Genomic DNA, 24,263 nt, shown 5'->3' with positions numbered 1-24,263 from the left:
TACTGATTGTAGTCTACCCCCTGTGGTGGCGGATAATCAGCCAATAAGCGGCGGCTTTATGCGCTATTCCCCGGCTTTGGCAGGAAATGTGACGCATTCTGATGCAACTTTGCTGCCGACTCAGAGGGTTAGAGGTTTCATAAAGCCAGCCTCTCCTTTATCATCCCACTACCTATTTTCAGGCAACGGCTTACTGGATTCCATGTATCAACCTGTCGCGCTATTTATCGGTCTGCGTTACATGCGCGGACGAGCATCGGATCGCTTCGGTCGCTTTGTCTCCTGGCTCTCAACGATTGGCATTACGCTTGGCGTGCTGGCGATGGTGACCGTGTTATCGGTCATGAACGGATTTGAGCGTGAACTCGAAGGCAATATTCTTGGCCTGATGCCTCAGGCGCTGATCACCAGCGACAAAGGCAGCATTAATCCGCAACAGCAACCCGCCCGTTCCCTCAACCTCAACGGGGTCAGCCGTATTGCACCGCTGACCACGGCGAATGTGGTGTTGCAAAGCCCGCACAGCGTTTCGGTTGGGGTGATGCTCGGTATCGCGCCGGATGAGAAAGATCCGCTGACGCCGTTTCTGGTCAACACCGATCAGCGCGTCCTGCAGGCCGGGCAGTACAATGTCATCCTCGGAGAACAGCTGGCCTCTCAGCTGGGCGTTAAACGCGGCGACCAGCTGCGTCTGATGGTGCCGTCGGTCAGCCAGTTTACGCCGATGGGCCGCGTGCCGAGCCAGCGCCTGTTTACCGTGGCGGGCACCTATGCTGCCAACAGCGAAGTCGATGGTTATCAGATCCTGGTCAATCTTCAGGATGCGTCGCGTGTCATGCGCTATCCGGCCGGAAATATCACCGGCTGGCGACTCTGGCTCGACAAACCGCTTGAGGTTGACAGCCTGAGCAAGCAGACGCTGCCGGCGGGCCTGGTCTGGAAAGACTGGCGCGAGCGCAAAGGCGATCTCTTCCAGGCGGTGCGGATGGAGAAGAACATGATGGGCCTGCTGCTGAGCCTGATCATCGCCGTCGCCGCCTTTAATATCATTACGTCGCTGGGCCTGCTGATCATGGAAAAGCAGGGCGAAGTGGCGATCCTGCAAACCCAGGGCCTGACGCGCCGGCAGATTGTGGCGGTGTTTATGGTTCAGGGAGCCAGCGCCGGTATTATCGGCACGCTGCTCGGCACCCTGCTGGGCGTGCTGCTCGCCAGCCAGCTCAACACCTTAATGCCGGTCATTGGCCTGTTCCTGGATGGCGCAGCATTGCCGGTCGATATTAATCCGTGGCAGGTGGTGACCATCGCCCTCAGCGCGATGATCGTGGCGCTGCTGTCTACGCTTTATCCTTCATGGCGCGCTGCCGCCGTTCAACCCGCTGAGGCTTTACGTTATGAGTAACTCTCCTTTGTTGCAGTGTCGCGACCTGTGCAAACGCTATCAGGAAGGCAGCGTGCAGACCGATGTGCTGCGCAACGTGGCTTTCAGCCTCCAGCCGGGTGAACTGATGGCGATTGTCGGCAGCTCCGGTTCCGGTAAGAGTACGCTGCTGCATCTGCTCGGCGGCCTGGATGCGCCAACCTCTGGCGATGTGGTCTTCGACGGCCAGTCACTCAATGCGATGTCCTCCTCGGCCAAAGCCGAACTGCGCAACCGCGAGCTGGGCTTTATCTATCAGTTCCATCATCTGCTGCCGGACTTCAGCGCGCTGGAGAATGTGGCGATGCCGCTGCTGATTGGCAAAACCGCAAAAGCGGAAGCGCAGGATCGCGCCCGTGAAATGCTGGCCGCGGTCGGGCTGGACCATCGCGCCGCGCACCGGCCCTCTGAGCTTTCCGGCGGCGAGCGTCAGCGTGTGGCGATTGCCCGTGCGCTGGTCAACCGTCCCCGGCTGGTGATGGCGGATGAGCCCACCGGCAACCTTGATGCTCGCAACGCCGACGCCATTTTTGAACTGCTGGGCGAACTGAACGTCCGTCAGGGCACCGCCTTTCTGGTGGTGACCCACGATCTGATGCTGGCAAAACGCATGACGCGTCAGATGGAGATGCGTGACGGGCAGTTAAGCGATCGGCTCACCCTGGCAGGAGCGGTGTAATGGGTTCGTCGTTATCCCTGTTGCTGGGCCTGCGCTTCAGCCGCGGACGCCGCCGGGGCGGCATGGTGTCGCTGATTTCGGTGATCTCCACCATCGGTATCGCGCTGGGCGTGGCGGTGCTGATTATCGGTCTGAGCGCCATGAACGGCTTTGAGCGTGAACTGAATAACCGCATTCTGGCGGTGGTGCCGCACGGTGAGATCGAGGCGGTGAATCAGCCGTTTCAGCACTGGCAATCGATGATCGCCCCGATTGAAAAGGTGCCCGGCATTGCGGCCGCCGCCCCCTACGTTAACTTTACCGGCCTGATTGAGAGCGGAGCCCGGCTGGAAGCGCTGCAGGTCAAGGGCGTCGATCCGGCACAGGAGCCGCGCCTGAGCGCGCTGCCGCAGTTTGTGGCAGACAACGCCTGGTCCTCCTTTGCCGCCGGTAAACAGCAGATCATCCTCGGCGGCGGCATTGCCAAATCGCTGAATGTGAAGCAGGGCGACTGGATCACCATCATGATCCCGAACAACGATGGTGATAATAAACTGCTGCAGCCAAAACGCATCCGGCTGCAGGTGAGCGGCATCCTGCAACTCAGCGGTATGCTCGATCACAGCCTGGCGCTGGTGCCGCTGGCTGATGCCCAGCACTATCTGGAGATGGGGGAGAGCGTCTCCGGCATCGCCCTGAAAATGACCGACCCGTTCCAGGCCGTTAAGCTGGTGCGCGAGGCCGGTGAGGCGACCCGCTCTTACGTCTACATTAAGAGCTGGATCGGCACTTACGGCTACATGTACCGCGACATTCAGATGATCCGCGCCATTATGTATCTGGCGATGGTACTGGTGATTGGTGTCGCCTGCTTCAACATCGTCTCCACGCTGGTGATGGCGGTGAAAGATAAGAGCAGCGACATTGCGGTCCTGCGTACCCTGGGTGCCAAAGACCGCCTGATCCGTGCCATCTTTATCTGGTACGGGCTGCTGGCAGGTCTGCTGGGCAGCGTCAGCGGCGTGGTCGCGGGCGTGCTGGTGGCGCTGAACCTGACGAAACTGGTGCGCGGACTGGAGTCGATCACCGGTCATCATCTGCTGGCGGGCGATATTTACTTCATCGACTTTCTGCCGTCGGAACTGCACTGGATTGATGTGTTCTCAGTACTGATTACTGCGATTCTGTTGAGTCTGCTGGCGAGCTGGTATCCCGCCAGACGCGCCAGCCGCATTGACCCGGCTCGGGTTTTAAGCGGTCAGTAGGACAATGCGGCGCGAGTGATTATCGCGCCGCTTTTGTTTAAGACCTTTGCTATGGGGTTCTGCCCCCGGCAACCGTTACTATCGGGTGATGTTTACCCGGAATCTGTTCAGAGCAGCTCGCCGCAGCTGCTACGCCAGGAGATTTTATGCGAACACCACGTCGCCGCATACGACTTGCCCGCCTGAAGAAAACCCGGCGAAAAGTGCATCAGCGCTTTCGTCAGCGCATATTTGAGCGCGATCGTCAGGCCGAACTGGCCGCTCACCCTCTGCCGCATGTGGTGATCCTGACCGGCGCAGGTATTTCCGCCGAGTCCGGTATTCGTACATTTCGCGCGGCTGACGGTTTGTGGGAAGAGCATCACGTAGAAGATGTGGCGACACCGGAAGGCTTTCAGCGCGATCCCGCGCTGGTGCAGCGCTTCTACAATGCGCGCCGTCAGCAGCTGCAGCAGGCAAAGATTCAGCCCAACGCGGCCCATCTGGCGCTGGCGGAGCTGGAGCAGGTGTTAGGCGATAATCTTCTGCTGGTTACGCAGAACATCGACAACCTGCATGAGCGCGCCGGAAACAGCCGGGTGCTGCATATGCACGGCGAGCTGTTAAAAGTGCGCTGTGTGACCAGCGGCCAGGTAATTGAGTGGAGCGGCGATATCACTCCTGACGATCGCTGCACCTGCTGCCAGTTTCCCGCCGCACTTCGACCGCACGTGGTCTGGTTTGGTGAGATGCCGCTGGGCATGGAGCAGATTTATCAGGCGCTGGAACAGGCCGACTATTTTATCGCCATCGGCACCTCGGGCCACGTCTATCCGGCGGCGGGCTTTGTTCACGAAGCCAGACTGCAGGGCGCGCATACCGTTGAGCTGAACCTGGAGCCGAGCCAGGTGGGCAACGAGTTTGCCGAGCGGCATTACGGCCTGGCGAGTGAAGTGGTGCCGGAGTTCGTGCATAAGCTACTGCGCGGTCTTTATAAATAAACAGGGGCGGCGATGGCCGCCCCTGTTGTTATCGACGACGTCTGCCCCGATGCAACAATCTCGTCATCAGGCGTTTTTTTCGGGCTTATTGCTTTGCTGAAGGTCAGCGACAGCGCTAACCTGTCTGCTGATGATTTTACGCAACGTTGTGACTGGCCGATCGGTGAATAATACCGCACAGCACTTTTAAAGGATGGGATATGGAACAGTTACTTGAGCGCTTTTTAAGTTATGTGGCCGTTGAAACTCAGGCTAAGCCGCAGGCGCGCCAGGTGCCCAGCAGCGAAGGGCAGTGGACGCTGGCACGGCAGCTGCAGGAAGAGCTGCTGGCGCTGGGATTTGTCGATGTCACCTTAAGCGATCACTGCTGTGTTATGGGCACGCTGCCTGCCAATGTCGACTGGCCCACCCCGGTCATCGGTTTCATCTCCCACATGGATACGTCGCCTGATTTCACGGCGAAGCATGTGAATCCCCAGATCATTGAAAACTATCGCGGCGGTGACATCGCGCTGGGAAGCGGCAATGAGATCCTGTCGCCGGTCATGTTCCCGGTGCTGCACAAATTAATCGGTCATACGCTGATTACCACCGACGGCAAAACCCTGCTCGGTGCGGATGACAAAGCGGGCATTGCAGAGATCATGACGGCGATGGCGCAGCTGGCGGCGAGTGATACGCCGCACGGGGCGATCCGCGTGGCCTTTACGCCTGACGAAGAGATCGGACGCGGCACCTCTCACTTTGATGTGGAAGGCTTTGCCGCCGACTGGGCCTACACCATTGATGGCAGCGATCTGGGTGAGTTCGAATATGAGAACTTTAATGCCGCCTCGGCCACGGTCCGCATCGTCGGCAACAACGTCCACCCTGGCTCCGCCAAAGGGGTGATGGTGAATGCGCTGGAGCTGGCAAATCAGTTCCACGCGGCAGTACCGGCCCGTGAGAAACCGCAGTTTACCGACGGCTACGAGGGCTTCTACCATCTGCATCAGATCAAGGGCAGCGTCGAGCACGCCGAGATGCTCTATATTATCCGTGACTTTGAGACGGAAAGTTTTGAACAGCGGAAACAGACGCTGCTGCAGATCGCTGCGGAGATCAACAAAACCCTGCATCCTGACTGCTCCGTCACCGTTGAGATCACCAACAGCTATCGCAACATGCGTGAAAAGGTCGAGCCGTTCCCGCATATCATTGACCTGGCCCTGCAGGCGATGCGTGACTGCGGCATTGAACCGGTGGTGAAACCGATTCGCGGCGGCACCGATGGGTCGTCGCTGTCGTGGAAAGGGTTGCCCTGTCCGAACATCTTTACCGGGGGCTACAACTATCACGGCAAGCACGAGTTCGCCTCGCTGAACATCATGGCGAAAACGGTGGAAGTGATTGTGCGTCTGTCAGAACTGGCGGCGCAGAAGAAGGGATAATGAGAGAAGGCTCTCTGACCTGAGGGGCAGAGAGCCTGATTGCGGAAGCGGCCTACCGGTTATTCGTCACCAAAATACCAGTACCCGGCATTCACCAGACCGGCGATCTGCGCCAGCACTGCCGGATCATCCAGCGCATCGCCCAGATCATCCAGCGTGATGCGGGAGTGATGCGCCAGCACCGCCATCACCTCAGGGCGTGAACACTCGACCCGCTCACCGTTGACATACACCGCATCGCCAACCGTTAATACACGCAGGCCGCCCAGGCGGCTCAGGGCATCGCCCTGCTGCAGCGCATCATAAATTTCATCAGGCTGATAAGGCGGCTCCGGCGGCGCCACATCAAGCTCATGGCGCGACTGCGAAATAAATTCGCCAAACCAGTGCGCGAAATGCTCCGGCTGGTTAACGACATCCAGCATCAGCTGACGCACACCTTCAATCTCCTGCGGCAGGATCTGCGACGGGCATTCGCGCGCCGGGACATCCGGGTCGCTGAAGCGCAGGCTGCCCAGCTCATTCGCCAGAGCATAATCCGCGAAGCCGCTGATGAGCTCGCGGCCACTGGGGGCACGGAAACCGACAGAGTAGTTCAGGGCGTTCTCCAGCGAATAGCCTTCGTGCGGGAATCCTGGTGGAATATAGAGGATATCCCCCGGCTCCAGCTCTTCATCAATGATGGCGTCGAACGGCTCAACCTGCAGCAGATCGGGATGCGGGCAGTGCTGCTTCATCGGCACTTTTTCACCGACGCGCCAGCGACGGCGACCGGTTCCCTGAATAATAAAGACATCGTACTGATCAAAATGGGGGCCGACGCCGCCGCCAGGCACAGCAAACGACACCATCAGGTCATCAATGCGCCAGTCAGGCAGGAAACGGAAAGGGCGCATCAGCGCAGCAGAGGGTTCGTGCCAGTGATTGACCGCCTGTACCAGCAGCGACCAGTTGTTCTCGCCCAGGTGATCGTAGCTCTCAAACGGGCCGTGGCTGACCTGCCATTTGCCATCCTGATGACTGACAAGGCGGCTATCCACCTCGTTTTCCATCGCCAGTCCGGCCAGTTCATCCGGTGAAATCGGATCGACAAAGTCTTTAAAGCCACGCTTCAGCACCACCGGGCGTTTCTGCCAGTAGCGCTGAATAAAATCGGGCCAGTTAAGATCGAGCTGATAGTCCATAAAAGAGTTCCGCTTAGGGCTGTAAATGCCAGCAAGTATAACAGCCCGGCGGCTTTTCTACTCGCGGCGATGTTCGACTTCCTGCCGCTGAAAGATCACTTCCATGCGGGTTCCGCCGAGTGCACTGCCGGAGGCGATGACGTTACCTTCATACTGCTCAAGAATGTCGCGCACCACGGCCAGACCTAATCCCTGGCCGGGACGCAGCGTATCGGCCCGCTGTCCGCGAACAAACACCAGGTCGCGCTTGCTTTCAGGGATGCCCGGGCCATCGTCATCGATATAGAGATGCAGCGCCTTGTCGCTCTGAAACGCGCTCACTTCGATAAATTCCAGGCAATATTTGCAGGCGTTATCGAGCACGTTACCCAGCACTTCCATAAAGTCATTCTGGTCACCCACAAAGGTCAGCTCCGGGGAGATATCCAGGGTAATCGCCACGCCCTTACGCTGATAGACTTTATTCAGGGCCGAACAGAGGCTGTCGAGCAGGCCAGAGACCGAATGCAGATCGCGCTGCAGCGGATTGTGATCGGCCTGCATACTGGCGCGGTGCAGGTAATATCCGACCTGCTGCGAGATACGACTGATCTGCTCCAGCATCACCGGTTCTGCCTCTTCCACCGTCAGCTCTTTGCCGTTGCGCAGCGAGCGCAGCGTACTCTGCAATACGGCCAGCGGCGTTTTCAGGCTGTGGGTCAGGTCAGAGAGGGTGGTGCGATAGCGGGTATAACGCTGCCGCTCATTGGTCAGCAGCAGATTGAGATTGCGCACCAGGCTGCGCAGCTCCTGTGGGGGATTGTCGTCCAGGTTTTCGCGCTGACTGGTCTCCAGTTCACGCACCTGCTGAGTCAGCGCACCGATTGGTCGCAGACTCCAGTGCGCGGCCAGCCACAGCAACGGAACAATCAGGATCAGGTTGGCGGCCAGCACGTAGCTGAACCACGACCAGACCACGTCCGAGTGCTGAAGCTCCTGCGGGATCGAGTCGACCACCACGATGGTGAGCGCAGGCAGATTGGTGGTGGCATCGTAACGGTTGACAGCCACCGAGTGGGTAAAGGTATCGTTGCTGTCGTTATCCCAGTCGTTGAGGCGTCGCTGCGCATTCAGGTTGTTCCCCATCGCCAGCATGCTGGTGCGGTTGCTGGTGTCAATCTCGTAAAAATCGGGCTTCAGCAGCCATTCATGGCGGATCTTTTTGCGGATATCCGGAACGTCGCGCTGCTGCCACAGCAGCTTGCCGCGCTCGTCGTAGATAAACACCAGCGTCGGGAAGTTGAGCGTCATCCGCTCCGGCTGAGCGATGGTGAGCTTGTTGTCATGCCATTGCGCCAGCGTAAAGAAGAGGTTGCTCTCACCACGCATGACGCGATAGGTGTTTTTATCAAAGCTCACCACATAGCCAATCACCGCGACCATGCCGTAAGAGAGGGAGAGAAACAGAACAATCGCTGCGGAGGCCAGCAGAAAGCGGGCGCGCAGCGAAATCGGGCGATAACGATTAAACCAGGACATGGTCAGAGATCAAAGCGGTAACCCTGGCCACGCACGGTGGCGATCACGTCAGTGGGGTGCAGCGCTAGAATCTTTTTGCGCAGGCGGCCCATCAGTACGTCGATGGTGTGGCTTTCACGCAGTTCCGCATCCGGGTAGAGCTGGAGCATCAGCGAATCTTTGCTGACCACCTTGCCCGCGTTACGAATCAGCGTCTCGACGATGGTGTACTCAAAGGCGGTGAGCTTCACCGGCTGTTCATTGACGGTCAGCTCCCGGCGGGAGAGATCGACCTGAAAGGGGGCCATATCGATAATCTGCGAGGCGTGACCACTGTTGCGGCGCATCAGCGCCTGCAGCCGGGCGGCCACCTCTTCGATATGAAACGGTTTGGTCACGTAGTCGTCGGCACCGGCTTCCAGCGCTTCGACTTTGGCCTGCCACCCTTCGCGGGCTGTCAGCACCAGAATGGGCTGGCGCACGGCGTCGCCGCGCCAGCGACGGATCAGCGACATGCCATCTTCATCCGGCAGGCCGAGGTCCACCAGCGCGATATCGGGCAGATGTTCCCGAAGGAAATAGTCGGCTTCTTTGGCGTCTTCGGCGGCATCGACCTGATGGCCCATGTCACGTAACTGGACGGCGAGATGATGGCGCAGCAGGGCATTGTCTTCAACAACCAGAACACGCATAGAAATTCCTTACACTCTGTTTGAGTCAATCTGCAGAAAGTATACGCGAAATGTATTAAACAGGATGTTAACGCAGACCGGAGTGAGCCGGTCTGCGGCGGGCATTATTTCAGATCGTCAACCATCCGGACAGCGCGACCGATATAGTTTGCTGGCGTCATCTGCTTCAGACGCACTTTTTCCTCTTCCGGCAGCGCCAGGCTGTCGATAAAGGCCTGCATACCGGCGGCATCCACGCGTTTGCCGCGCGTCAGCTCTTTCAGCTTCTCATAAGGCTTCTCGATACCGTAACGGCGCATCACCGTCTGGATCGGCTCCGCCAGCACTTCCCAGTTGTGATCCAGTTCGTCCAGCAGACGCTCGCGGTTCACTTCCAGTTTAGAGATGCCTTTCAGCGTCGCCTGATAGGCGATCAGCGCATAACCGACGCCGACGCCAAGATTACGCAGCACGGTAGAGTCGGTCAGGTCACGCTGCCAGCGCGACACCGGCAGTTTGCTGGCCAGATGCTGCATGACCGCATTCGCCAGACCCAGGTTGCCTTCGGAGTTTTCGAAGTCGATCGGGTTGACCTTATGCGGCATCGTTGACGAGCCAATCTCGCCCGCAATGGTTTTCTGTTTGAAATGGTTCAGCGCCACGTAGCCCCAGATATCGCGATCAAAGTCGATCAGGATGGTGTTAAAGCGGGCGATGCAGTCGAACATCTCGGCGATATAGTCGTGCGGCTCGATCTGCGTGGTGTAGGGGTTCCAGGTGATCCCCAGCGAGGTGACAAAATCCTCGCTCAGCGCGTGCCAGTCCACTTCCGGGTAGGCAGCAATGTGGGCGTTGTAGTTGCCCACTGCGCCGTTGATTTTGCCCAGCACTTCGATCTGCTTCAGCTGACGTAACTGACGCTCAAGGCGGTACGCCACGTTTGCCATCTCTTTACCCATGGTTGACGGCGTTGCCGGCTGGCCGTGGGTGCGGGAGAGCAGCGGAATATCACGGTATTCGCTGGCCAGACCCTTCACCGCACCGATCAACTGTTCCCAGTAAGGCAGCAGCACGTCACGGCGGGCTGTTTCCAGCATCAGCGCGTGCGACAGGTTGTTGATATCTTCCGAGGTGCAGGCGAAGTGGATAAATTCAGAGACGGCGTGCAGCGCAGGCGTGTCGGCGACTTTTTCTTTCAGGAAGTACTCGACCGCTTTCACATCGTGGTTGGTGGTGCGTTCGATGGTTTTGATGCGCGCGGCATCTTCTTCGGAAAAACCGGCGACAATCGCATCAAGGAAAGCGTTTGCGTCAGCGTCAAATGCAGGAACTTCCTTGATCTCTGCGGTCGCGGCCAGTTTTTGTAACCAGCGAACTTCAACCTCAACGCGGAATTTCAGCAGACCAAATTCGCTGAAAATCGCACGCAGCGGGCTGACTTTGTCGCCGTAACGACCATCGACAGGTGAGACGGCGGTCAGAGAGGATAATTCCATCAGTGCAACTCCTGAATCATTTAGCAGTGTTTGGCCACACCGACTTAGTAGGTCAGTGGCAGCCGGGATAAGAGGGTTTTTGCTTCACGCAGCAAACGCTGACGCGAGAACATCAGTTGCAGTCGGCCACCACCGACCTGCTGCCAGAGCACCGCCGCGCGGATACCGGCCAGCAGGGTGGCGCGCACTTTACTCTGAACCTGGCTGTTCTGCAGCACGGCAGGTGAACCGGTCACCTGAATCCGCGGGCCAAGCGGGCTGATGACATCGACATAGATGCCCGCCATGGCGCTGAGAATGGTATCGGATTCCAGCTCATAATGCGCCAGCTGGCGATCCAGCTGACTGATGCGCTGCGCCAGAGTTGCCATGGCAGACTTACTGGCGCTGAGTTTACGTTCCAGCACCATCATGCTCAGGGTGTAACGGGTCAGTTCGGCACCGGCACCCTGGCGACTGCTGCTGTTCAGCACCGCCATCAGGGTTTCCAGTCCGAGACGCAGGTTGGCTTCATTGTTGCCAAACACGGCCAGCGTGGAGTCAGGATTGAGATCCAGCACGCTGCGCAGCGAAACGGTCAGCGCCTCTGGCTGGCAGTGACCCTGCTGAGCCAGCTGCTGCACCAGATGCGCGGACTGACAGATGCCCGCCAGCGCCAGCGTAATTTCCTGATAATTTTTCGCCACGGTTACTCCTGTTTACGCGTCATCAATAGGGGCTGCGCCCGCTTACTCTGTCACGAAAGGCAGACGCTGTTCGATAATACCGCCACCGAGGCAGACATCGCCAAGATAAAAGACCGCAGACTGGCCGGGCGTCACCGCAGCAACCGGCTCATCGAAGCGCACTTCAATCCGATCGTCACCGTGAGGAATAATCTCACAGGGGATATCGTTCTGACGATAACGGGTTTTTACGGTGCAGCGAAGCGGGGTGGTGATCGGCTGACGATCGACCCAGTGCAGCTGCTGCGCAATCAGTCCCACAGACATCAGACGCGGATGATCGCCGCCCTGAGCGACAATCAGGCGGTTTCGCGCCACATCTTTGTCGACCACATACCAGGGATCATCTTTGCTCTCTTTCAGGCCACCGATACCCAGGCCTTTGCGCTGTCCCAGGGTGTGGTACATCAGCCCCTGGTGCTCACCGACGATCTGACCGTCAGTGGTTTCAATCTCGCCTGGCTGGGCCGGCAGATAGCGTGCCAGGAAGTCGCGGAATTTACGTTCGCCGATAAAGCAGATGCCGGTCGAATCTTTCTTCTTCGCGGTAATCAGGTCCAGCTCTTCAGCGATGCGGCGCACTTCCGGCTTTTCCAGCTCGCCGACCGGGAACAGGCTCTGCGCAATCTGCTGGTGGCTCAGGGTGTAGAGGAAGTAGCTCTGATCTTTGTTGCCATCCAGGCCGCGCAGCAGCTGGCTCTGGCCAGCGACATCCTGACGGCGCACATAGTGACCGGTAGCGATAAAGTCAGCGCCGAGATCCTCAGCCGCGAACTCCAGGAACGCTTTGAATTTGATCTCTTTGTTACAGAGAATATCGGGGTTAGGGGTGCGGCCCGCTTTATACTCTTCGAGGAAATGCTCGAAGACGTTATCCCAGTATTCCGCGGCAAAGTTAACCTTGTGCAGCTTCATACCCAGCTTGTCGCACACCGCTTGCGCATCCGCCAGATCGTCCGCGGCGGTACAATACTCCTCGCCATCGTCCTCCTCCCAGTTCTTCATGAACAGGCCTTCAACCTGGTAACCCTGCTGCTGCAGTAACCAGGCGGAAACGGAAGAATCGACGCCGCCGGACATACCGACGATCACTTTTTTCTGGCTGTTGTCAGACATGACACGCTCGCATTACGATAAAAAAACAGGCGGCGCATTCTATCATGCAGAAGGCAGACGCGCACCCTCGTGAAACGGCCACCGGAACGGGCTGACCAGATGAAGCGGGTAGCGCGTGCCCTGTTGCCACAGGCGGACGCTCTCCGCCACCAGCGGCGAACGCAGGTTAGAAGCCGTGAGAATCTGCGCTGGCGGCAGCCACCAGCAGCAGTCGATGTCGCTGTCCTGCGGCTCCGTCACCACTTTTTCCGGCAGATCGACCCCAAACAGAAAACGCACAAAAGGCGTGGTGTCGGGGGCTATCCACTGGTTAATCGCAATGAAATAGTCCATCTGCGCCACGATGCCGGTCTCTTCATAGAGTTCACGCGCCGCGGCTTCATGCAGCGTTTCATCCGCTTCCAGATGGCCGGCTGGCTGGTTCCAGGTGGCGCGTCCGTTGATGGTCTCTTCCACCACCAGCAGCTCACCTTCCGCCTGAACCAGACAGGCGACCGTAACATGAGGTTTAAACATCCCTTCTCCGCAATTGTTAACCTGAGGTTATGAAAGTTCGGTTGTCAGACAGGGGCTGTGCTGATCTCCCGCCACGCTCCGGGGGCCAGATCGTCGAGGCTGTAGTGACCCATGGCATAGCGAATCAGGCGCAGGGTAGGAAAGCCGATGTGGGCGGTCATGCGGCGAACCTGACGATTACGCCCCTCATACAGCGTGACCTTCAGCCACTGCGTCGGAATGTTTTTACGCTCGCGGATCGGCGGCTGGCGTGGCCAGAGCCATTCGGGTTCATCGACTTTTTCCACGCCAGCGGGCAGGGTCGGACCATCTTTCAGATTAACCCCATCCCGCAGCGGCTGCAGATCCGCCTCCTGTGGCGCGCCTTCGACCTGCACGTAGTAGATTTTGCCGGTGCGTTTGCCGGGCTGAGTCAGCGCGGCCTGCAGGGCGCCGTCGTTGGTCAGCACCATCAGGCCTTCACTGTCACGATCGAGGCGGCCTGCGGCATAGACTCCGGCAACAGTAACAAAATCCTTCAGGGTGCGGCGGCCCGCTTCATCCGTAAACTGCGGCAGAACGTCGAAGGGTTTGTTAAAGATAATCACGCGGCGCGGGGCCGCAGGGCGGGCAGGCGTACGTCGCGCATCACGCGCCGGACGGCTGAATCGTTTATCCTGGTGAATTCGTTGAGAAGTTTTTCGCATGGGCTTTGCAGTCAGAAACATTCGGCGCATTATAACGTGAAATTGCGGTGATTGGCGTGGCGGAAATATTCAAGTAGTATTGACGCGCATCTTACAAATCATTAACAAACGCCCAGGAGAGGTTAATGGAAAGCAAAGTAGTTGTTCCGGCGGAAGGTCAAAAAATCACCCTGAATCAGGGCAAGCTGACAGTGCCAAACAATCCGATCATTCCTTACATCGAGGGTGACGGTATCGGTGTTGATGTTTCCCCGGTCATGCTGAAAGTGGTCGACGCGGCGGTGAAGAAAGCCTACAACGGCGAGCGTAAAATCTCCTGGATGGAGATTTACACCGGTGAGAAATCAGTCGAACTCTACGGCCAGGACGTCTGGCTGCCTCAGGAAACCCTCGATTTAATCAAAGAATATCGCGTTGCGATCAAAGGTCCACTGACCACCCCGGTCGGCGGCGGTATTCGTTCACTGAACGTGGCCCTGCGTCAGGAGCTTGACCTCTACGTCTGCCTGCGTCCGGTTCGTTACTACAAAGGCACGCCAAGCCCGGTTAAACGTCCTGAAGAGACCGACATGGTAATCTTCCGTGAAAACTCCGAAGATATCTATGCGGGTATCGAGTGGAAAGCGGGCTCTGCCGAAGCGGACAAAGTGATCAAGTTCCTGCGCGAAGAGATGGGCGTGAAGAAAATCCGCTTCCCTGAGCAGTGCGGTATCGGCGTTAAGCCATGCTCCGAAGAGGGAACCAAGCGTCTGGTGCGTGCGGCAGTGGAATACACTATCACCAACGATCGTGATTCACTGACCCTGGTTCACAAAGGCAACATCATGAAGTTCACCGAAGGCTCTTTCAAAGACTGGGGATACCAGTTAGTGAAAGAAGAGTTCGGCGGCGAGCTGATCGACGGCGGCCCGTGGATGAAGTTCAAAAACCCGAACACCGGCAAAGAGATCATCGTTAAAGATGTGATCGCGGATGCGTTCCTGCAGCAGATCCTGCTGCGTCCGGCTGAATATGACGTTATCGCCTGTATGAACCTGAACGGTGACTACATCTCTGACGCCCTGGCGGCTCAGGTGGGGGGGATCGGTATCGCACCTGGCGCCAACATCGGTGACGAGTGTGCGCTGTTTGAAGCCACGCACGGCACTGCGCCGAAGTATGCAGGCCAGGATAAAGTGAACCCAGGTTCCGTGATCCTGTCGGCAGAGATGATGCTGCGCCACCTGGAGTGGTTCGAAGCGGCTGACCTGATTGTTAAAGGTGTTGAAGGCGCTATCGCTAACAAGACCGTGACTTACGATTTCGAACGTCTGATGGATGGAGCTAAACTGCTGAAATGTTCAGAGTTTGGTGACGCGATCATCGAAAATATGTAATGTCTGATGCGGCCGGCACAGGGTCATGCTCTGTGCCGGCTTTTTTGTGCCCGCGTTCCGCGCTTTTCTCTTTCTCCGCCCCACCTGACCCTTTAGTAACATCATCGCGTTTTAATATTTCTGCAAATCGGATTGTCTGATGCCACTGCAAAAAAAGGCAGCGCCCCTGCATCGGCCATTCTTCAGCGTCTGAATCCCGTTACTGTAAACACTCATTCATAAGGAGGATTTATGGACGCAAAATATACCAAAGACGCGATTTATATCTGTCGCCTGATGTTCGGTCAGGCTGTGCTGGAATTACTGGCGGATAATCAGGCCGTCACGAACCGCGCCCTGGAGGAGAAAATCAAGCGGATGTTACCCGATGCCCAGCCTGGGCTGATTTATCGGGTCGCCCTTGAGTTGTTAGACGACAGGCTCCATTAATCCCGTCCTGAAAACTGCGTGCCCGGCATACTCTGTGCCGGGCCGAATGATCCTGACGCTCTCCCTGCCGGAATCCGGCTAACTGCCCAAACCCGTTAAGCGTATTCGTCCGCTCTGCCCGGCCTCATGTTTTAACAATAGGCAACTGTTGAACCAATCTGACACTTCGCTGACTAATCAGCTGACTGTACCGTTACGTTAGCATTCCACGAGCGTTAACGGGGACGTCTTATTTTTAGCCAGCCAGCACAGACTGTGCGCAGAGGATGTCAGACATGCGGGTTTTAATTATTTGCAGGGATAATATTGGCGACACGTTACTGACCACGCCGCTCATCAGTGCGCTGGCGCAGTCGGGACAGTATCAGGTCGATGTACTGACGAACAACTACGCCGCCCCTGTGCTGGCGCATAACCCCGACATCCGGCAGCTCTTCTTTTACACCAAACTGCATCACCGGGAGTCAGGGCAGGGAAGAGTGACCTGCCTGTTGCAGCGGCTGAAGCTGATGCTGACCCTGAAAAAGCAACGCTATGAGGTGGTGATACTGGCGAAAAGCCGCTGGGATCAGCATGGCCTGAAATGGGTAAAGAGCCTGCGTCCGGCAAGAGTCATCGCCCTGGGGGAGCAGTCGCATTCTCTGATTACCGACCTGCTGCCACCGCCCGACCCGTCGCCGTGCCATATCAGCGAAACGCTGTTCAGCCTGGGACGCCCCTTCAATCTCCGTGAAAACAGACCGGGCAGACTGACGCTGCGGCCTGACGCCGCTCTTGCCGCCAGCCTGCGCGACACTTACGCAATTGATGCCGGCCTCCCGGTGTATGCGCTGCAAATCAGCGCCCGTAAGCCGAGCCAGCAGTGGGAAGCGACACGTTTTGCCGGACTGGCTGAGAAGATTGCCGCTCACCACCCCTGCCAGATCATGCTGCTGTGGTCACCCGGCAGTCGCGATAATCCGCGTCATCCGGGTGATGATGAAAAAGCCGCAGACATCATGGCGCTCTGTCCGCACCTGCCAATCAGAGCGGTGTCAACAACCAGCCTGCCGCAACTGATCGCGGCGATGTCGTTATGTCAGGGGCTCGTGAGCAGTGATGGCGGGGCGATGCACATCGGTGCGGCGCTGGGATTGCCGGTGGTGGCGCTGTTCGGCGACAGCGACCCGGCGTGCTGGCATCCCTGGCAGGTGAATTATCAGGTGCTGCAGCCCGCGTCACGGAATGTTAACGCGCTGAACAGCTGTGAAGTCTATGACGCCGTTGTCCATACCCTGATTCAGTCATCCTCTTCAGGCCAGCATCCCCGGCTGGCCGCCTCAGACAGCATCGCGACGGTGACAGGGCGGTAAGCCGGTTCAGCGCCGGCTCTGAATCCGGGAGTGAAAGCCAAGCGTCGCCGTTGCACTGCCGGAAAATAGCGGGACTCATCATAATGGTCGGCGCTGACGTTAAACGTGAGAAAAAAGTCGCTCATCAGCAGCGCAAATTCCACCTCATTCAGCGGAAGCTGTTGCAGGTGAAAACCCGGCCGGTCCACTCTGCGGAACCAGCCCAGCGGGGTCGGCTGATTATGATATTCAATCAGCGTAATAATGGCGGTAGATAAGCGGTTCATTATCCCACCAGTTGCGCCACGGCCTGCTCAACCTCTTCCGCCTTAATCGACGCCATGGGATGCTGCGTCGCCGTCTTATCCGGACGGTGAATGATAATGTGGCGATCGCTGTCCTGACAGGGGCCGGTATAGCGTGGATTAGCGGTGGAGAAGAGGCTGACGGTCGGGGTCTGCGCCGCCACGGCGATGTGCAGCGGGCCGGTATCGCCGGTGACCAGCAGATCCAGCGAGCGGATCAGGGTAATCAGGCCACTGAGATTTGTTTTGCCCGCCATTGGCGTCACATTTTTCCGGCAGTGCGGCGGCAGGCTGGCGATAAACGCCTGCTCAAGCGATTGCTCAGCCGCTGTACCGGTCACAACGATTTCACTGTCAGGCCAGCGCGCAAGCAGGGCGGTGGCCAGCTGACTGAACGACTCCAGCGGCCAGCGGCGGATATCTTTCGATGCCCCCAGCTGAAACCCGATGCGGCGATGCGACGCGTTTGCCGTGGCACTGCTATTCAGCTCTGGCAGATGCATCCGGGTCTGCTGCGTCTCTGCGCCCAGTGCTTCAATTAATTTCAGCTTACGCTTGATGGTGTGGTCGTCGAAATAACCCGAATAGTGGTCGAGATATTTATTCAGTACCGGCGATTCGCTGCCGTAATGGTCGCGTAAAATAGCCTGACTGCCGGTCAGTACCGAGCTCATAATATCGTAGGGGAAATGCGCGTGTAATATGACGGACAGTTCTGGTTTATGGCGACGCAGTTTGAAAAATAACGGCAGAAAATTTGCCAGTTTGTTATCCCAGATATAAATCTTATCGAACCAGGGATAGCGGCTGACGAGATCCTTATTTTTCAGGCTGGAGACCAGAATAAATTTACTGGCAGGAAAGCGTTTTTTCAGGCTCCAGATAGCGGGCGTATTCATCAGGAAATCGCCCAGCGCGGTGGTGGAATAGATGACCACGGTCTCCGGGTTCAGCTGCTGCAGGGCCTGCGGTTGTCTTCTGCCGGAAAATCGAGAATAAAGCGTTAAAAGGCGGTCTATCAGATAAATCTTTTTTTTCTTCACGTCTCAATTCTCTTTCACGTAGCAATTATATTAAACAAAAAATCATTATGCGTGATTAGAGAATAGTTTCAGCGAGAAAGTTCATTGCGGAAATGTTTTTTTAAACGCTGTAGAGGAACTGTTTAAATTGTTTCCACAATTTCTGTGTTGTTTATACAGGGTGTATTTACAGGATTGCGTAAAGAGAGTAGGGGTTTATTGAAAAGGACTGGGATGAATCTTAAAAAATTATTTTATTTTGCATGTGATGTTAATTGCAGTAATAACTAATAGCAGGATAACAATGAGTGACATTATTTTATGCGCGCTATCGGTTAATGCCGCGCACTAAAAACAGACCCCGGCGTCAGAGCCGGGGCCGGGAATCAGGACTGAGGCTGACCCACCGGGCCGGAGCCGAGCGTGCCGCCTGGTGATGACTGACCGCTTGGCGCATGAGGACGTCCATCTTCTTTAATCGCACTGCTCTGGTGTGAGCAGCCCGCCAGAGAGGTCAGCGTCGCTGCAACGAGCAGCAGGGCAGGAATTGTTTTCATAAGGTCACCTTGATGTTGTCAGAAAAAGGGAAGCTCACTTAATCATAGTGACTGACCGCGATCTGGCCTGAAAAGGGTTATTTTTCAGATGTTTCTCAGCGGCACGTCGCTGTGAGCGAAAAAAAAACGGAAGCCACCGGCTTCCGTTCTGCTGACGTTCTGCAGGATTACTTGCGGCCCAGCAGAAAGCCGAGGACAACACCCACGCCTGCCGCAACAGCCAGACCCGCAACAGGATTAGACTGAACCTGATCCTTGATGCAGTCAGCAGCATCGCGTGCCGCGTAGCTTGCCTGGTTGGCATAACGGCGCGCGGCGCCTTTAGCCTGATGCTCAGAAGAGCCGGTTGCTGCGCCCCATTGTTCCTGAACTGCGCCAGCGGCTTCTTTTACTTTATCTTCGATTTTTCCTGACATCTGTTGCTCCTTGGTTTTAAGTGAGACACTCAAAGCGTAGCAAAGATAGTGAATCCTGCTCCGTCAGAGGCAAATCAGAGGCTAAAAAATTATGTCCGGCTGTTAATGGCGCGGTGTCAGCGGCTCAGCCGGAGGCGAAGCAGGGCAGAGACAGGGCTATTGCAACAGCACGCCCTGGAGCAGACTGGCCTCCACGATCGTCACCTCGTTGATTTTCAGCGCCTCCATATAGCCTTCAACCAGCAACAGATTGCTGACGTCCGTGGCGCGATAGTCGCCTGACAGTTCACTGTCACCCTTCCAGACCTGCTGCTGAGAGAGCTGACGCAATGCTGCCAGGGTGTAGTGATGGGGTCTGCCCGGTAACTGATTGCGGATGGAGAACCCGTGCACACCACCAATACCGATGACCCGGCGACCCGCCACATCTTGTTTGATCTGCGAGCTGACCTCGTTAGTGGCATAAAACTGCACGAAGCGCAGCACGGACTGCCGCCAGGAGCCAATCGGGTTGGGTGACGGGGCATCCGGGCTGTTCTTCAGCACGCGCAGGATAAAGTTTTTCAGCGTCACGGAAGCCAGCTTTCCCTGATAGATATCGGCCACCGGCTGACCGGCCTGCTGTCGCCAGGCGGTCATCTGCATCGATCCGCCGCCAATATCCCAGACCAGCAACTGCTCATCACGGATCGCGGGATCGTTCAGCGCGGCTCTGGCGGAGAGGAAGCCGAGCTTCGCCTCCTGCTGCTGTGAGATCAGGCTGATTTGCGCCCCGGTCTGCCGCTGCAGATCGTCAATGACCGCCTGGCCATTGCGGGCGTTGCGAAACACGGCGGTCGCCACGCCGCTGATACGCTGAGGATGAAAGCGCTGAGCATGGGCCAGAAGCTGCTGCAGCGCCGCGGCGCCCTGGCGGGCGATCGCCGGCGTGAGCTGATTGTCCGGAGCATGTGCCAGCGCATCGTTCCAGGCGACGGCGCGCTGATCCTGATAGAGCACTTTTTCAATGCGCGACTGGCAGACATTGACGCGGGCCACCGCGATTTTGGTGGTGCCGGAACCGATATCAAGACCGGCGCGAATTTGCTGGCAGCGATCGGCCAGGGCAGACGTGGCGAAAAAGAGCGAACAGAAGAGGGTAACAGCAGACAGTGCAGCAGAACGCATAGCGACTCCGGATGCCAGGGGGATCAGCGTGAGCGGGCCGTGACGCAGGCCGGATAAACGCTCACCAGGAAATGACGCAGGTGATCGAAACACCATTCGGCGTCGTCAGCCTGCGGACAATAGAACTGAACGGTGATCTTTTCATAGTCGCGCTGACGCTGGCGAAGAGGCGACCAGCTCCAGTCGAGCACCGAGCGGGCATAATTTACCAGCGTTTCAGCAGGCAGCTTATGCTGCTTCTCCTGCCCGGCCAGGTAGCGAATGAAATGCGCTTCCAGCGCCAGTGCCTCGTCGTGACCGTGCTGCGGCAGATCGGGACGAAAGGCCACATCGATAAAGCCGCAGACCGCATCGGCCTGCTGCTGCCAGTCGCAGGCGAGCGTCATAAACAGCCCCTCCTGCAGATTGACCTCTTCGACCAGTCGGCGCAGGTTTTCTGAGCGGTTCAGGACCGCAATCTCCTCCAGCCGGCTGGTTTCCAGCGTTAAATCAATACCGCACGGATTGACGGAGCCATCCGCATTGCGGGTGGCCGGAAAGGGGAAATCGATATAACCGTTGTTATCCAGACGCTTTTCCATCGGGGAAACCTGCTGCTTGACGTTTCCTGACAATAAACCATCTGGCAGCAGGATTCACCCCTTACGGACAGGTCCAGGTAATCTGGGTATCCTGGTAGGGATTGATCAGCCGGAACTGCTTATCAGAGAGGCGCTGCGCATAGTAGCCTTCCCGCGTCACTGCGGAGGGGACATATTTAAAGCGATCCAGCGACTGCAGCGGCCCACTCTCCACGCTGACGTCATCCCGGGTCACGGTGAAGGCGCTGACCAGATCAAAAATCCGTCCCTGCGTTTGCCCCATCGGCTGACCATAAATTGTCGAAACCTCACCCGGACAGTTGACCCCTTTCGGGCCAGATGAACATCCAGTCAGTATGGTGATGAGGATAAAAATGCTGAGTCGCATCATGATTTTCTACCTGCTTCAATCCCTGGGCGTGTCGTGGCGTGGCGTCTCTTCTGCCAGGCCATCATTTTGTTAATCATAGCAGTTTCCGCTGCGCTTCCTGTTTGCGATTTGTTTAATCGTTAAGCAACAGGAATGTAAAAGGGTGACTTTGCTTATCAATAAACGGTATTCTTGGCTCCTTTGCGCACCACTTAGGCAAATCCAGGGATAAATGATGAAAGAAGAAGAAGCCAGTCTAATGATTATTCGCCACGCGATTGACCAGTTAGATGCCGATAAGAAGCAACAGGTCGTTGCCTGCTCCGAGCGTATTCGCGCAGCGATGCAGGCGTATGACAGCGAGAATGCCGGGCTGGCGCTGATGCTGGTGGCCGCAGAGGTTGCCGCCGAATAACCGTTATCCGGTCAGCATGCGGCGCCGATATGCTGACCGGATTACTTTATCTTTTCTCAACTTTCCGCTTTTTCTCACCCCGATTCTATCTTTTCGTGGTCTTGTTCCCGACGCGCCTGTGCCTCATCAGGGGGCAGGGATATGTTAAGCTATTCATTCCTGTAGAAATCCTCTTCAGTGGAGACACAGCATGAAGGCAGCATTGATTGCTCTGGGCCTGATGGCCTGCCACGTCGCGCCCGCATGGAGCGAAACTGAATTTCAGCTCACCTGTCCCGGTCGGGCGACCATGACCATTTCACGCGCCGAATATGGATTATCCACCCTGATGTGGCCTCCCGGACACTTCCAGATTGCCGCAGGCCAGCAGCGTACCCGCCTGGAGGCGGGCGACAAAGTGGCGATTACCCGCTTTCGCAATGGCGATCAGCTGATTGTGAATCAGCGCACCCAGGCGACCTTCTTTGTTTATCGCGGTAGCGATAAACTGCTGCCCTGCAGCCGCAGTGAAAAACGCGATGTGGATGCGCTGACGCTTGAGCGCTACGACGACAGAGCGCGCTCTGACACCTGACACCGGAAGCCACGATGAAACCTGAAATTACCGACACGGTTACCGCACAGGATCTGGATGAGGTCAGACTGGGTCTGACCGCCTTCAACCGTAAGTTTATTAATGTGGATGAGATCCGCTCAATTGGCGTCTTCATCCGTGATGAGCAGGGCAAAAAGCTGGCGGGTCTGACCGGGTCAACGGCCGGAAACTGGCTGCGGATTGATATGCTGTGGGTCAGTGAGGCGCTGCGCGGGCAGGGGGCGGGCAGCGCGCTGATTCAGGCCGCCGAGCAGGAGGCGCGGGATCGCGGCTGCCGCTTTGCCCAGGTGGATACCGCCAGTTTTCAGGCGCGACCGTTTTATGAAAAGCTTGGCTATACGCTGCGTTTCAGCCTGGATAACTATCCACGCCACCACCAGCGCCACTATCTGACGAAAACGCTGTAATCAGAACAGCGGCTGCTGACGCAGATCGAGCGGGTGCTGCTCAGCTTCATCGATCGCTGCCAGCCAGCTCTGCAGGGTGACCTTTTTCCACGAGAGATGTCCGCGCGTGGTGCTCATCAGCACCACGTCGGGACGCAGCGAACGGTACAATTCCAGCGTCTGACTCAGCTCCGCCGGATTACTGTCCGGCACCAGCACGGTGATCCAGTTATCGTGCGACCGCGTCACCGTATCCCCGACAAACAGATAGGTCAGCCCCAGCGGCGAGGTATAGAGGTAACTGCTGCTGCCCGGCGTGTGCCCTGGCGTCGGCAGCAGATGAAAATCCCCGAAGTGCGTCTCCTGCTGCGAAAAGGTGTCATCAGGCTCCGCGAAGCGGCTGATGGGGCCCAGCGACCGGCTATGGCAGTAAAGTGCGCTGCTGAAGCGCTGCTGGATCACCGCCGCCCCCGGCGCAGACTCGTGCCAGTGGGTCAGATAGTGGCGGATCACGCCACCGCTATCGGCCAGCACTTCATGATCGAGCGGATTTTCTACGCGGCCAATCAGCAGATTGCCGCGAGGGTGACGCAGCATAAAGCCATGCATCATCAGGTCATTAACGGCATCTTCCACCGGAAATTCCGGGGTTGAGATCCACAAATCGTCATACAACGGCTTCAATGTCGATCTCCTGAAACGTTCTTTATTCCCGCAGAACGGGATGCCCGCTTGCCTGTAAACTGGCCTGGCCCTGACGGACCGCTAATCGTGCGCTGGCCCCCAGGGGCAGGGTCACGGTGTCAGCCGCGTGACCAAAATCCAGACCGCTGATCACCGGCAGGCCGGTGGTTTCACGCACCCGCTGCCAGACGGTGCTGAAGTCAAACCCGTTGTCATACTCTGTCAGTGCGGTGCTGGTAAAGCTGCCGGTGACCAGCGCCCGCTGGCGCGCCAGAATGCCGCTCTGCTGCAGCTGAATCAGCATACGTTCTATGCGGAACGGATGTTCATTCACATCCTCAATGACCAGAATGCCGTTTTCAATCTGTGGCATCCACGGCGTGCCAGTCAGCGAGCAGAGCATCGCCAGATTACCGCCCCATAGCGTCCCCTGCCACTCACCCTCATCAGGCGTTTCGCTCTGCCATGCCACGTCTACTGTAGGTGATGTCAGAGCCTGCCAGAAGTGATGCAGGGTAAATTCAGATAAGGTCGCGGCACCGAAGTTGCCGGCCAGCATCGGACCGCTGAAGGTGATTAAGCCGACCTGCGCCAGCAGCGCCAGCTGAATGGCGGTGAAATCACTGTGCCCGCACAGCGCCAGCGGCTGATTCAGCAGGCGACGCTGCAGGCCGACATAGTCGATCGATTCCAGTAACCGGCTGGCACCATAACCGCCGCGCACCGCCAGCACCACATCGGGCAGCGTGCTGAGTGTGGCAAGCTGGTTAATATCCGCCAGCCGTTCGGCGTCTGTCCCGGCGAAGCGCTGAAAACGCCGGGTAATGATCTGCTCATTCTCTACCCGATGGCCCGCCTCGCGCAGTCGCGCAATGCCGCACAGTGCCGCAGGCTGATTGTGACAGTAACCGGAGGGGGAGATAAGACGAACTGAACGTGAAATCATCATACTTTCCTGCTGTTAGCGCCCTTGACCTGAGGCGAT

General features: G+C 57.4%; 29 protein-coding genes. 12 read left to right on the top strand and 17 right to left on the bottom strand.

Annotated features, from left to right (window positions below; genetic code table 11):
* Positions 1 to 202 precede the first annotated feature (202 nt).
* The 6 genes from lolC to pepT all read left to right on the top strand — a co-directional run bounded on the left by lolC (position 203) and on the right by pepT (position 5,753).
* Positions 203 to 1,402 carry a lipoprotein-releasing ABC transporter permease subunit LolC gene (gene lolC / locus F3I47_RS03455; RefSeq protein WP_150029670.1) on the top strand — a complete coding sequence of 400 codons (1,200 nt, stop codon included), beginning with the start codon at positions 203 to 205 and terminating at the stop codon, positions 1,400 to 1,402.
* Positions 1,395 to 2,099 (top strand): lipoprotein-releasing ABC transporter ATP-binding protein LolD, encoded by a 705-nt coding sequence (gene lolD, locus F3I47_RS03450; RefSeq protein ID WP_111207919.1) that lies wholly within the window; start codon positions 1,395 to 1,397, stop codon positions 2,097 to 2,099. The genes lolC and lolD overlap by 8 nt, the downstream gene beginning before the upstream one ends.
* Positions 2,099 to 3,343, top strand: coding sequence for a lipoprotein-releasing ABC transporter permease subunit LolE (gene lolE / locus F3I47_RS03445; RefSeq protein WP_009090832.1), 1,245 nt, complete (start codon positions 2,099 to 2,101; stop codon positions 3,341 to 3,343). Before lolD ends, lolE begins: the two co-directional genes overlap by 1 nt.
* Before the next feature lie 146 nt (positions 3,344 to 3,489).
* A complete protein-coding gene (cobB, locus tag F3I47_RS03440; protein WP_150029669.1) occupies positions 3,490 to 4,323 on the top strand; it encodes a Sir2 family NAD+-dependent deacetylase in 834 nt (277 codons plus the stop codon).
* Between the two features lie 12 nt (positions 4,324 to 4,335).
* Positions 4,336 to 4,494, top strand: a complete 159-nt coding sequence (locus F3I47_RS22285) for a hypothetical protein (RefSeq protein ID WP_160297546.1) — start codon at positions 4,336 to 4,338, stop codon at positions 4,492 to 4,494.
* A gap of 29 nt (positions 4,495 to 4,523) precedes the next feature.
* Positions 4,524 to 5,753 carry a peptidase T gene (pepT, locus tag F3I47_RS03435; RefSeq protein WP_009090830.1) on the top strand — a complete coding sequence of 410 codons (1,230 nt, stop codon included), beginning with the start codon at positions 4,524 to 4,526 and terminating at the stop codon, positions 5,751 to 5,753.
* Between the two features lie 59 nt (positions 5,754 to 5,812).
* Here the strand turns inward: pepT and F3I47_RS03430 are convergent, their stop codons facing one another.
* From F3I47_RS03430 to rluE, 8 genes are all read right to left on the bottom strand, one after another.
* Positions 5,813 to 6,937 (bottom strand): cupin domain-containing protein, encoded by a 1,125-nt coding sequence (locus F3I47_RS03430; RefSeq protein ID WP_046101610.1) that lies wholly within the window; start codon positions 6,935 to 6,937, stop codon positions 5,813 to 5,815.
* Between the two features lie 57 nt (positions 6,938 to 6,994).
* Positions 6,995 to 8,455 carry a two-component system sensor histidine kinase PhoQ gene (gene phoQ, locus F3I47_RS03425; protein WP_046101611.1) on the bottom strand — a complete coding sequence of 487 codons (1,461 nt, stop codon included), beginning with the start codon at positions 8,453 to 8,455 and terminating at the stop codon, positions 6,995 to 6,997.
* Positions 8,456 to 8,457: 2 nt separating this feature from the next.
* On the bottom strand, positions 8,458 to 9,126 hold the full coding sequence (gene phoP / locus F3I47_RS03420) for a two-component system response regulator PhoP (protein ID WP_009090826.1): 669 nt from the start codon (positions 9,124 to 9,126) through the stop codon (positions 8,458 to 8,460).
* Between the two features lie 104 nt (positions 9,127 to 9,230).
* Entirely contained in the window at positions 9,231 to 10,601 is a 1,371-nt protein-coding gene (gene purB, locus F3I47_RS03415; RefSeq protein WP_150029668.1) for an adenylosuccinate lyase, read from the bottom strand.
* Between the two features lie 44 nt (positions 10,602 to 10,645).
* Positions 10,646 to 11,287 carry a high frequency lysogenization protein HflD gene (gene hflD, locus F3I47_RS03410; RefSeq protein ID WP_009090821.1) on the bottom strand — a complete coding sequence of 214 codons (642 nt, stop codon included), beginning with the start codon at positions 11,285 to 11,287 and terminating at the stop codon, positions 10,646 to 10,648.
* A gap of 42 nt (positions 11,288 to 11,329) precedes the next feature.
* Entirely contained in the window at positions 11,330 to 12,442 is a 1,113-nt protein-coding gene (mnmA, locus tag F3I47_RS03405) for a tRNA 2-thiouridine(34) synthase MnmA (protein WP_150029667.1), read from the bottom strand.
* Between the two features lie 42 nt (positions 12,443 to 12,484).
* A complete protein-coding gene (locus F3I47_RS03400; protein ID WP_111207916.1) occupies positions 12,485 to 12,958 on the bottom strand; it encodes an NUDIX domain-containing protein in 474 nt (157 codons plus the stop codon).
* 44 nt (positions 12,959 to 13,002) lie between these two features.
* On the bottom strand, positions 13,003 to 13,665 hold the full coding sequence (rluE, locus tag F3I47_RS03395) for a 23S rRNA pseudouridine(2457) synthase RluE (RefSeq protein ID WP_150029666.1): 663 nt from the start codon (positions 13,663 to 13,665) through the stop codon (positions 13,003 to 13,005).
* A 104-nt stretch (positions 13,666 to 13,769) separates the two neighbouring features.
* On the opposite strand from rluE, the gene icd reads away from it, so the two are divergent.
* From icd to F3I47_RS03380, 3 genes are all read left to right on the top strand, one after another.
* Entirely contained in the window at positions 13,770 to 15,020 is a 1,251-nt protein-coding gene (gene icd, locus F3I47_RS03390) for an NADP-dependent isocitrate dehydrogenase (RefSeq protein ID WP_009090813.1), read from the top strand.
* 231 nt (positions 15,021 to 15,251) lie between these two features.
* The gene (locus F3I47_RS03385) at positions 15,252 to 15,449 is read left to right on the top strand and encodes a hypothetical protein (RefSeq protein WP_111207915.1); all 198 of its coding nucleotides are present in this window, start codon (positions 15,252 to 15,254) and stop codon (positions 15,447 to 15,449) included.
* Positions 15,450 to 15,724: 275 nt separating this feature from the next.
* Positions 15,725 to 16,801: a glycosyltransferase family 9 protein gene (locus F3I47_RS03380; protein WP_150029665.1), complete on the top strand. Its 1,077-nt coding sequence runs from the start codon at positions 15,725 to 15,727 to the stop codon at positions 16,799 to 16,801.
* On the opposite strand, the gene F3I47_RS03375 is transcribed toward F3I47_RS03380, so the two are convergent.
* The 7 genes from F3I47_RS03375 to F3I47_RS03350 form a co-directional block, all read right to left on the bottom strand.
* Complete coding sequence (locus tag F3I47_RS03375; protein WP_150029664.1) at positions 16,729 to 17,067, bottom strand: DUF1493 family protein; 339 nt, start codon at positions 17,065 to 17,067, stop codon at positions 16,729 to 16,731. The two genes, F3I47_RS03380 and F3I47_RS03375, sit on opposite strands and share 73 nt — an antisense overlap.
* Positions 17,067 to 18,128, bottom strand: a complete 1,062-nt coding sequence (locus F3I47_RS03370) for a glycosyltransferase family 9 protein (protein ID WP_150029663.1) — start codon at positions 18,126 to 18,128, stop codon at positions 17,067 to 17,069. The genes F3I47_RS03375 and F3I47_RS03370 overlap by 1 nt, the downstream gene beginning before the upstream one ends.
* Before the next feature lie 365 nt (positions 18,129 to 18,493).
* Complete coding sequence (locus F3I47_RS22280; RefSeq protein ID WP_009090806.1) at positions 18,494 to 18,664, bottom strand: hypothetical protein; 171 nt, start codon at positions 18,662 to 18,664, stop codon at positions 18,494 to 18,496.
* A 167-nt stretch (positions 18,665 to 18,831) separates the two neighbouring features.
* A complete protein-coding gene (locus F3I47_RS03365) occupies positions 18,832 to 19,080 on the bottom strand; it encodes a YqjD family protein (protein WP_009090805.1) in 249 nt (82 codons plus the stop codon).
* A gap of 156 nt (positions 19,081 to 19,236) precedes the next feature.
* Complete coding sequence (locus F3I47_RS03360; protein WP_150029662.1) at positions 19,237 to 20,247, bottom strand: Ppx/GppA phosphatase family protein; 1,011 nt, start codon at positions 20,245 to 20,247, stop codon at positions 19,237 to 19,239.
* 23 nt (positions 20,248 to 20,270) lie between these two features.
* A complete protein-coding gene (locus tag F3I47_RS03355; protein ID WP_150029661.1) occupies positions 20,271 to 20,828 on the bottom strand; it encodes a hypothetical protein in 558 nt (185 codons plus the stop codon).
* Positions 20,829 to 20,889: 61 nt separating this feature from the next.
* A complete protein-coding gene (locus tag F3I47_RS03350) occupies positions 20,890 to 21,219 on the bottom strand; it encodes a hypothetical protein (protein ID WP_150029660.1) in 330 nt (109 codons plus the stop codon).
* 214 nt (positions 21,220 to 21,433) lie between these two features.
* Between F3I47_RS03350 and F3I47_RS03345 the strand changes: the two genes are divergently transcribed.
* The 3 genes from F3I47_RS03345 to F3I47_RS03335 all read left to right on the top strand — a co-directional run bounded on the left by F3I47_RS03345 (position 21,434) and on the right by F3I47_RS03335 (position 22,615).
* Positions 21,434 to 21,613: a hypothetical protein gene (locus F3I47_RS03345; protein WP_009090798.1), complete on the top strand. Its 180-nt coding sequence runs from the start codon at positions 21,434 to 21,436 to the stop codon at positions 21,611 to 21,613.
* A 190-nt stretch (positions 21,614 to 21,803) separates the two neighbouring features.
* The gene (locus F3I47_RS03340; RefSeq protein WP_009090796.1) at positions 21,804 to 22,187 is read left to right on the top strand and encodes a hypothetical protein; all 384 of its coding nucleotides are present in this window, start codon (positions 21,804 to 21,806) and stop codon (positions 22,185 to 22,187) included.
* A gap of 14 nt (positions 22,188 to 22,201) precedes the next feature.
* Entirely contained in the window at positions 22,202 to 22,615 is a 414-nt protein-coding gene (locus F3I47_RS03335; protein ID WP_058957481.1) for an N-acetyltransferase, read from the top strand.
* Here F3I47_RS03335 and F3I47_RS03330 read toward each other — a convergent pair whose 3' ends face one another.
* Positions 22,616 to 23,278 (bottom strand): MBL fold metallo-hydrolase, encoded by a 663-nt coding sequence (locus tag F3I47_RS03330; RefSeq protein WP_058957480.1) that lies wholly within the window; start codon positions 23,276 to 23,278, stop codon positions 22,616 to 22,618.
* A 22-nt stretch (positions 23,279 to 23,300) separates the two neighbouring features.
* Positions 23,301 to 24,224, bottom strand: a complete 924-nt coding sequence (ldcA, locus tag F3I47_RS03325) for a muramoyltetrapeptide carboxypeptidase (protein WP_009090791.1) — start codon at positions 24,222 to 24,224, stop codon at positions 23,301 to 23,303.
* Positions 24,225 to 24,263: the final 39 nt, after the last annotated feature.

Origin of the sequence: Pantoea sp. M_10 (genome assembly GCF_008631515.1) — a bacterium.
In the GTDB taxonomy this organism is placed as follows: Bacteria; Pseudomonadota; Gammaproteobacteria; order Enterobacterales; family Enterobacteriaceae; genus Pantoea; species Pantoea anthophila.
This window is presented reverse-complemented; position numbering and strand designations above follow the sequence as displayed.

Excerpts from the sequence above, each read along its gene's own strand:
- F3I47_RS03380 (WP_150029665.1), top strand. The coding sequence starts at position 15,725 with ATGCGGGTTTTAATTATTTGCAGGGATAATATTGGCGACACGTTACTG.
- rluE (WP_150029666.1), bottom strand. The coding sequence starts at position 13,665 with ATGTTTCTGACTGCAAAGCCCATGCGAAAAACTTCTCAACGAATTCAC.
- F3I47_RS03430 (WP_046101610.1), bottom strand. The coding sequence starts at position 6,937 with ATGGACTATCAGCTCGATCTTAACTGGCCCGATTTTATTCAGCGCTAC.
- F3I47_RS22285 (WP_160297546.1), top strand. The coding sequence starts at position 4,336 with ATGGCCGCCCCTGTTGTTATCGACGACGTCTGCCCCGATGCAACAATC.
- F3I47_RS03385 (WP_111207915.1), top strand. The coding sequence starts at position 15,252 with ATGGACGCAAAATATACCAAAGACGCGATTTATATCTGTCGCCTGATG.
- phoP (WP_009090826.1), bottom strand. The coding sequence starts at position 9,126 with ATGCGTGTTCTGGTTGTTGAAGACAATGCCCTGCTGCGCCATCATCTC.
- F3I47_RS03365 (WP_009090805.1), bottom strand. The coding sequence starts at position 19,080 with ATGTCAGGAAAAATCGAAGATAAAGTAAAAGAAGCCGCTGGCGCAGTT.
- F3I47_RS03335 (WP_058957481.1), top strand. The coding sequence starts at position 22,202 with ATGAAACCTGAAATTACCGACACGGTTACCGCACAGGATCTGGATGAG.
- icd (WP_009090813.1), top strand. The coding sequence starts at position 13,770 with ATGGAAAGCAAAGTAGTTGTTCCGGCGGAAGGTCAAAAAATCACCCTG.
- lolD (WP_111207919.1), top strand. The coding sequence starts at position 1,395 with ATGAGTAACTCTCCTTTGTTGCAGTGTCGCGACCTGTGCAAACGCTAT.
- F3I47_RS03400 (WP_111207916.1), bottom strand. The coding sequence starts at position 12,958 with ATGTTTAAACCTCATGTTACGGTCGCCTGTCTGGTTCAGGCGGAAGGT.
- F3I47_RS03360 (WP_150029662.1), bottom strand. The coding sequence starts at position 20,247 with ATGCGTTCTGCTGCACTGTCTGCTGTTACCCTCTTCTGTTCGCTCTTT.
- lolC (WP_150029670.1), top strand. The coding sequence starts at position 203 with ATGTATCAACCTGTCGCGCTATTTATCGGTCTGCGTTACATGCGCGGA.
- ldcA (WP_009090791.1), bottom strand. The coding sequence starts at position 24,224 with ATGATTTCACGTTCAGTTCGTCTTATCTCCCCCTCCGGTTACTGTCAC.
- F3I47_RS03340 (WP_009090796.1), top strand. The coding sequence starts at position 21,804 with ATGAAGGCAGCATTGATTGCTCTGGGCCTGATGGCCTGCCACGTCGCG.
- cobB (WP_150029669.1), top strand. The coding sequence starts at position 3,490 with ATGCGAACACCACGTCGCCGCATACGACTTGCCCGCCTGAAGAAAACC.
- F3I47_RS03345 (WP_009090798.1), top strand. The coding sequence starts at position 21,434 with ATGAAAGAAGAAGAAGCCAGTCTAATGATTATTCGCCACGCGATTGAC.
- F3I47_RS03355 (WP_150029661.1), bottom strand. The coding sequence starts at position 20,828 with ATGGAAAAGCGTCTGGATAACAACGGTTATATCGATTTCCCCTTTCCG.
- F3I47_RS22280 (WP_009090806.1), bottom strand. The coding sequence starts at position 18,664 with ATGAAAACAATTCCTGCCCTGCTGCTCGTTGCAGCGACGCTGACCTCT.
- F3I47_RS03375 (WP_150029664.1), bottom strand. The coding sequence starts at position 17,067 with ATGAACCGCTTATCTACCGCCATTATTACGCTGATTGAATATCATAAT.
- phoQ (WP_046101611.1), bottom strand. The coding sequence starts at position 8,455 with ATGTCCTGGTTTAATCGTTATCGCCCGATTTCGCTGCGCGCCCGCTTT.
- pepT (WP_009090830.1), top strand. The coding sequence starts at position 4,524 with ATGGAACAGTTACTTGAGCGCTTTTTAAGTTATGTGGCCGTTGAAACT.
- mnmA (WP_150029667.1), bottom strand. The coding sequence starts at position 12,442 with ATGTCTGACAACAGCCAGAAAAAAGTGATCGTCGGTATGTCCGGCGGC.
- F3I47_RS03350 (WP_150029660.1), bottom strand. The coding sequence starts at position 21,219 with ATGATGCGACTCAGCATTTTTATCCTCATCACCATACTGACTGGATGT.
- purB (WP_150029668.1), bottom strand. The coding sequence starts at position 10,601 with ATGGAATTATCCTCTCTGACCGCCGTCTCACCTGTCGATGGTCGTTAC.
- lolE (WP_009090832.1), top strand. The coding sequence starts at position 2,099 with ATGGGTTCGTCGTTATCCCTGTTGCTGGGCCTGCGCTTCAGCCGCGGA.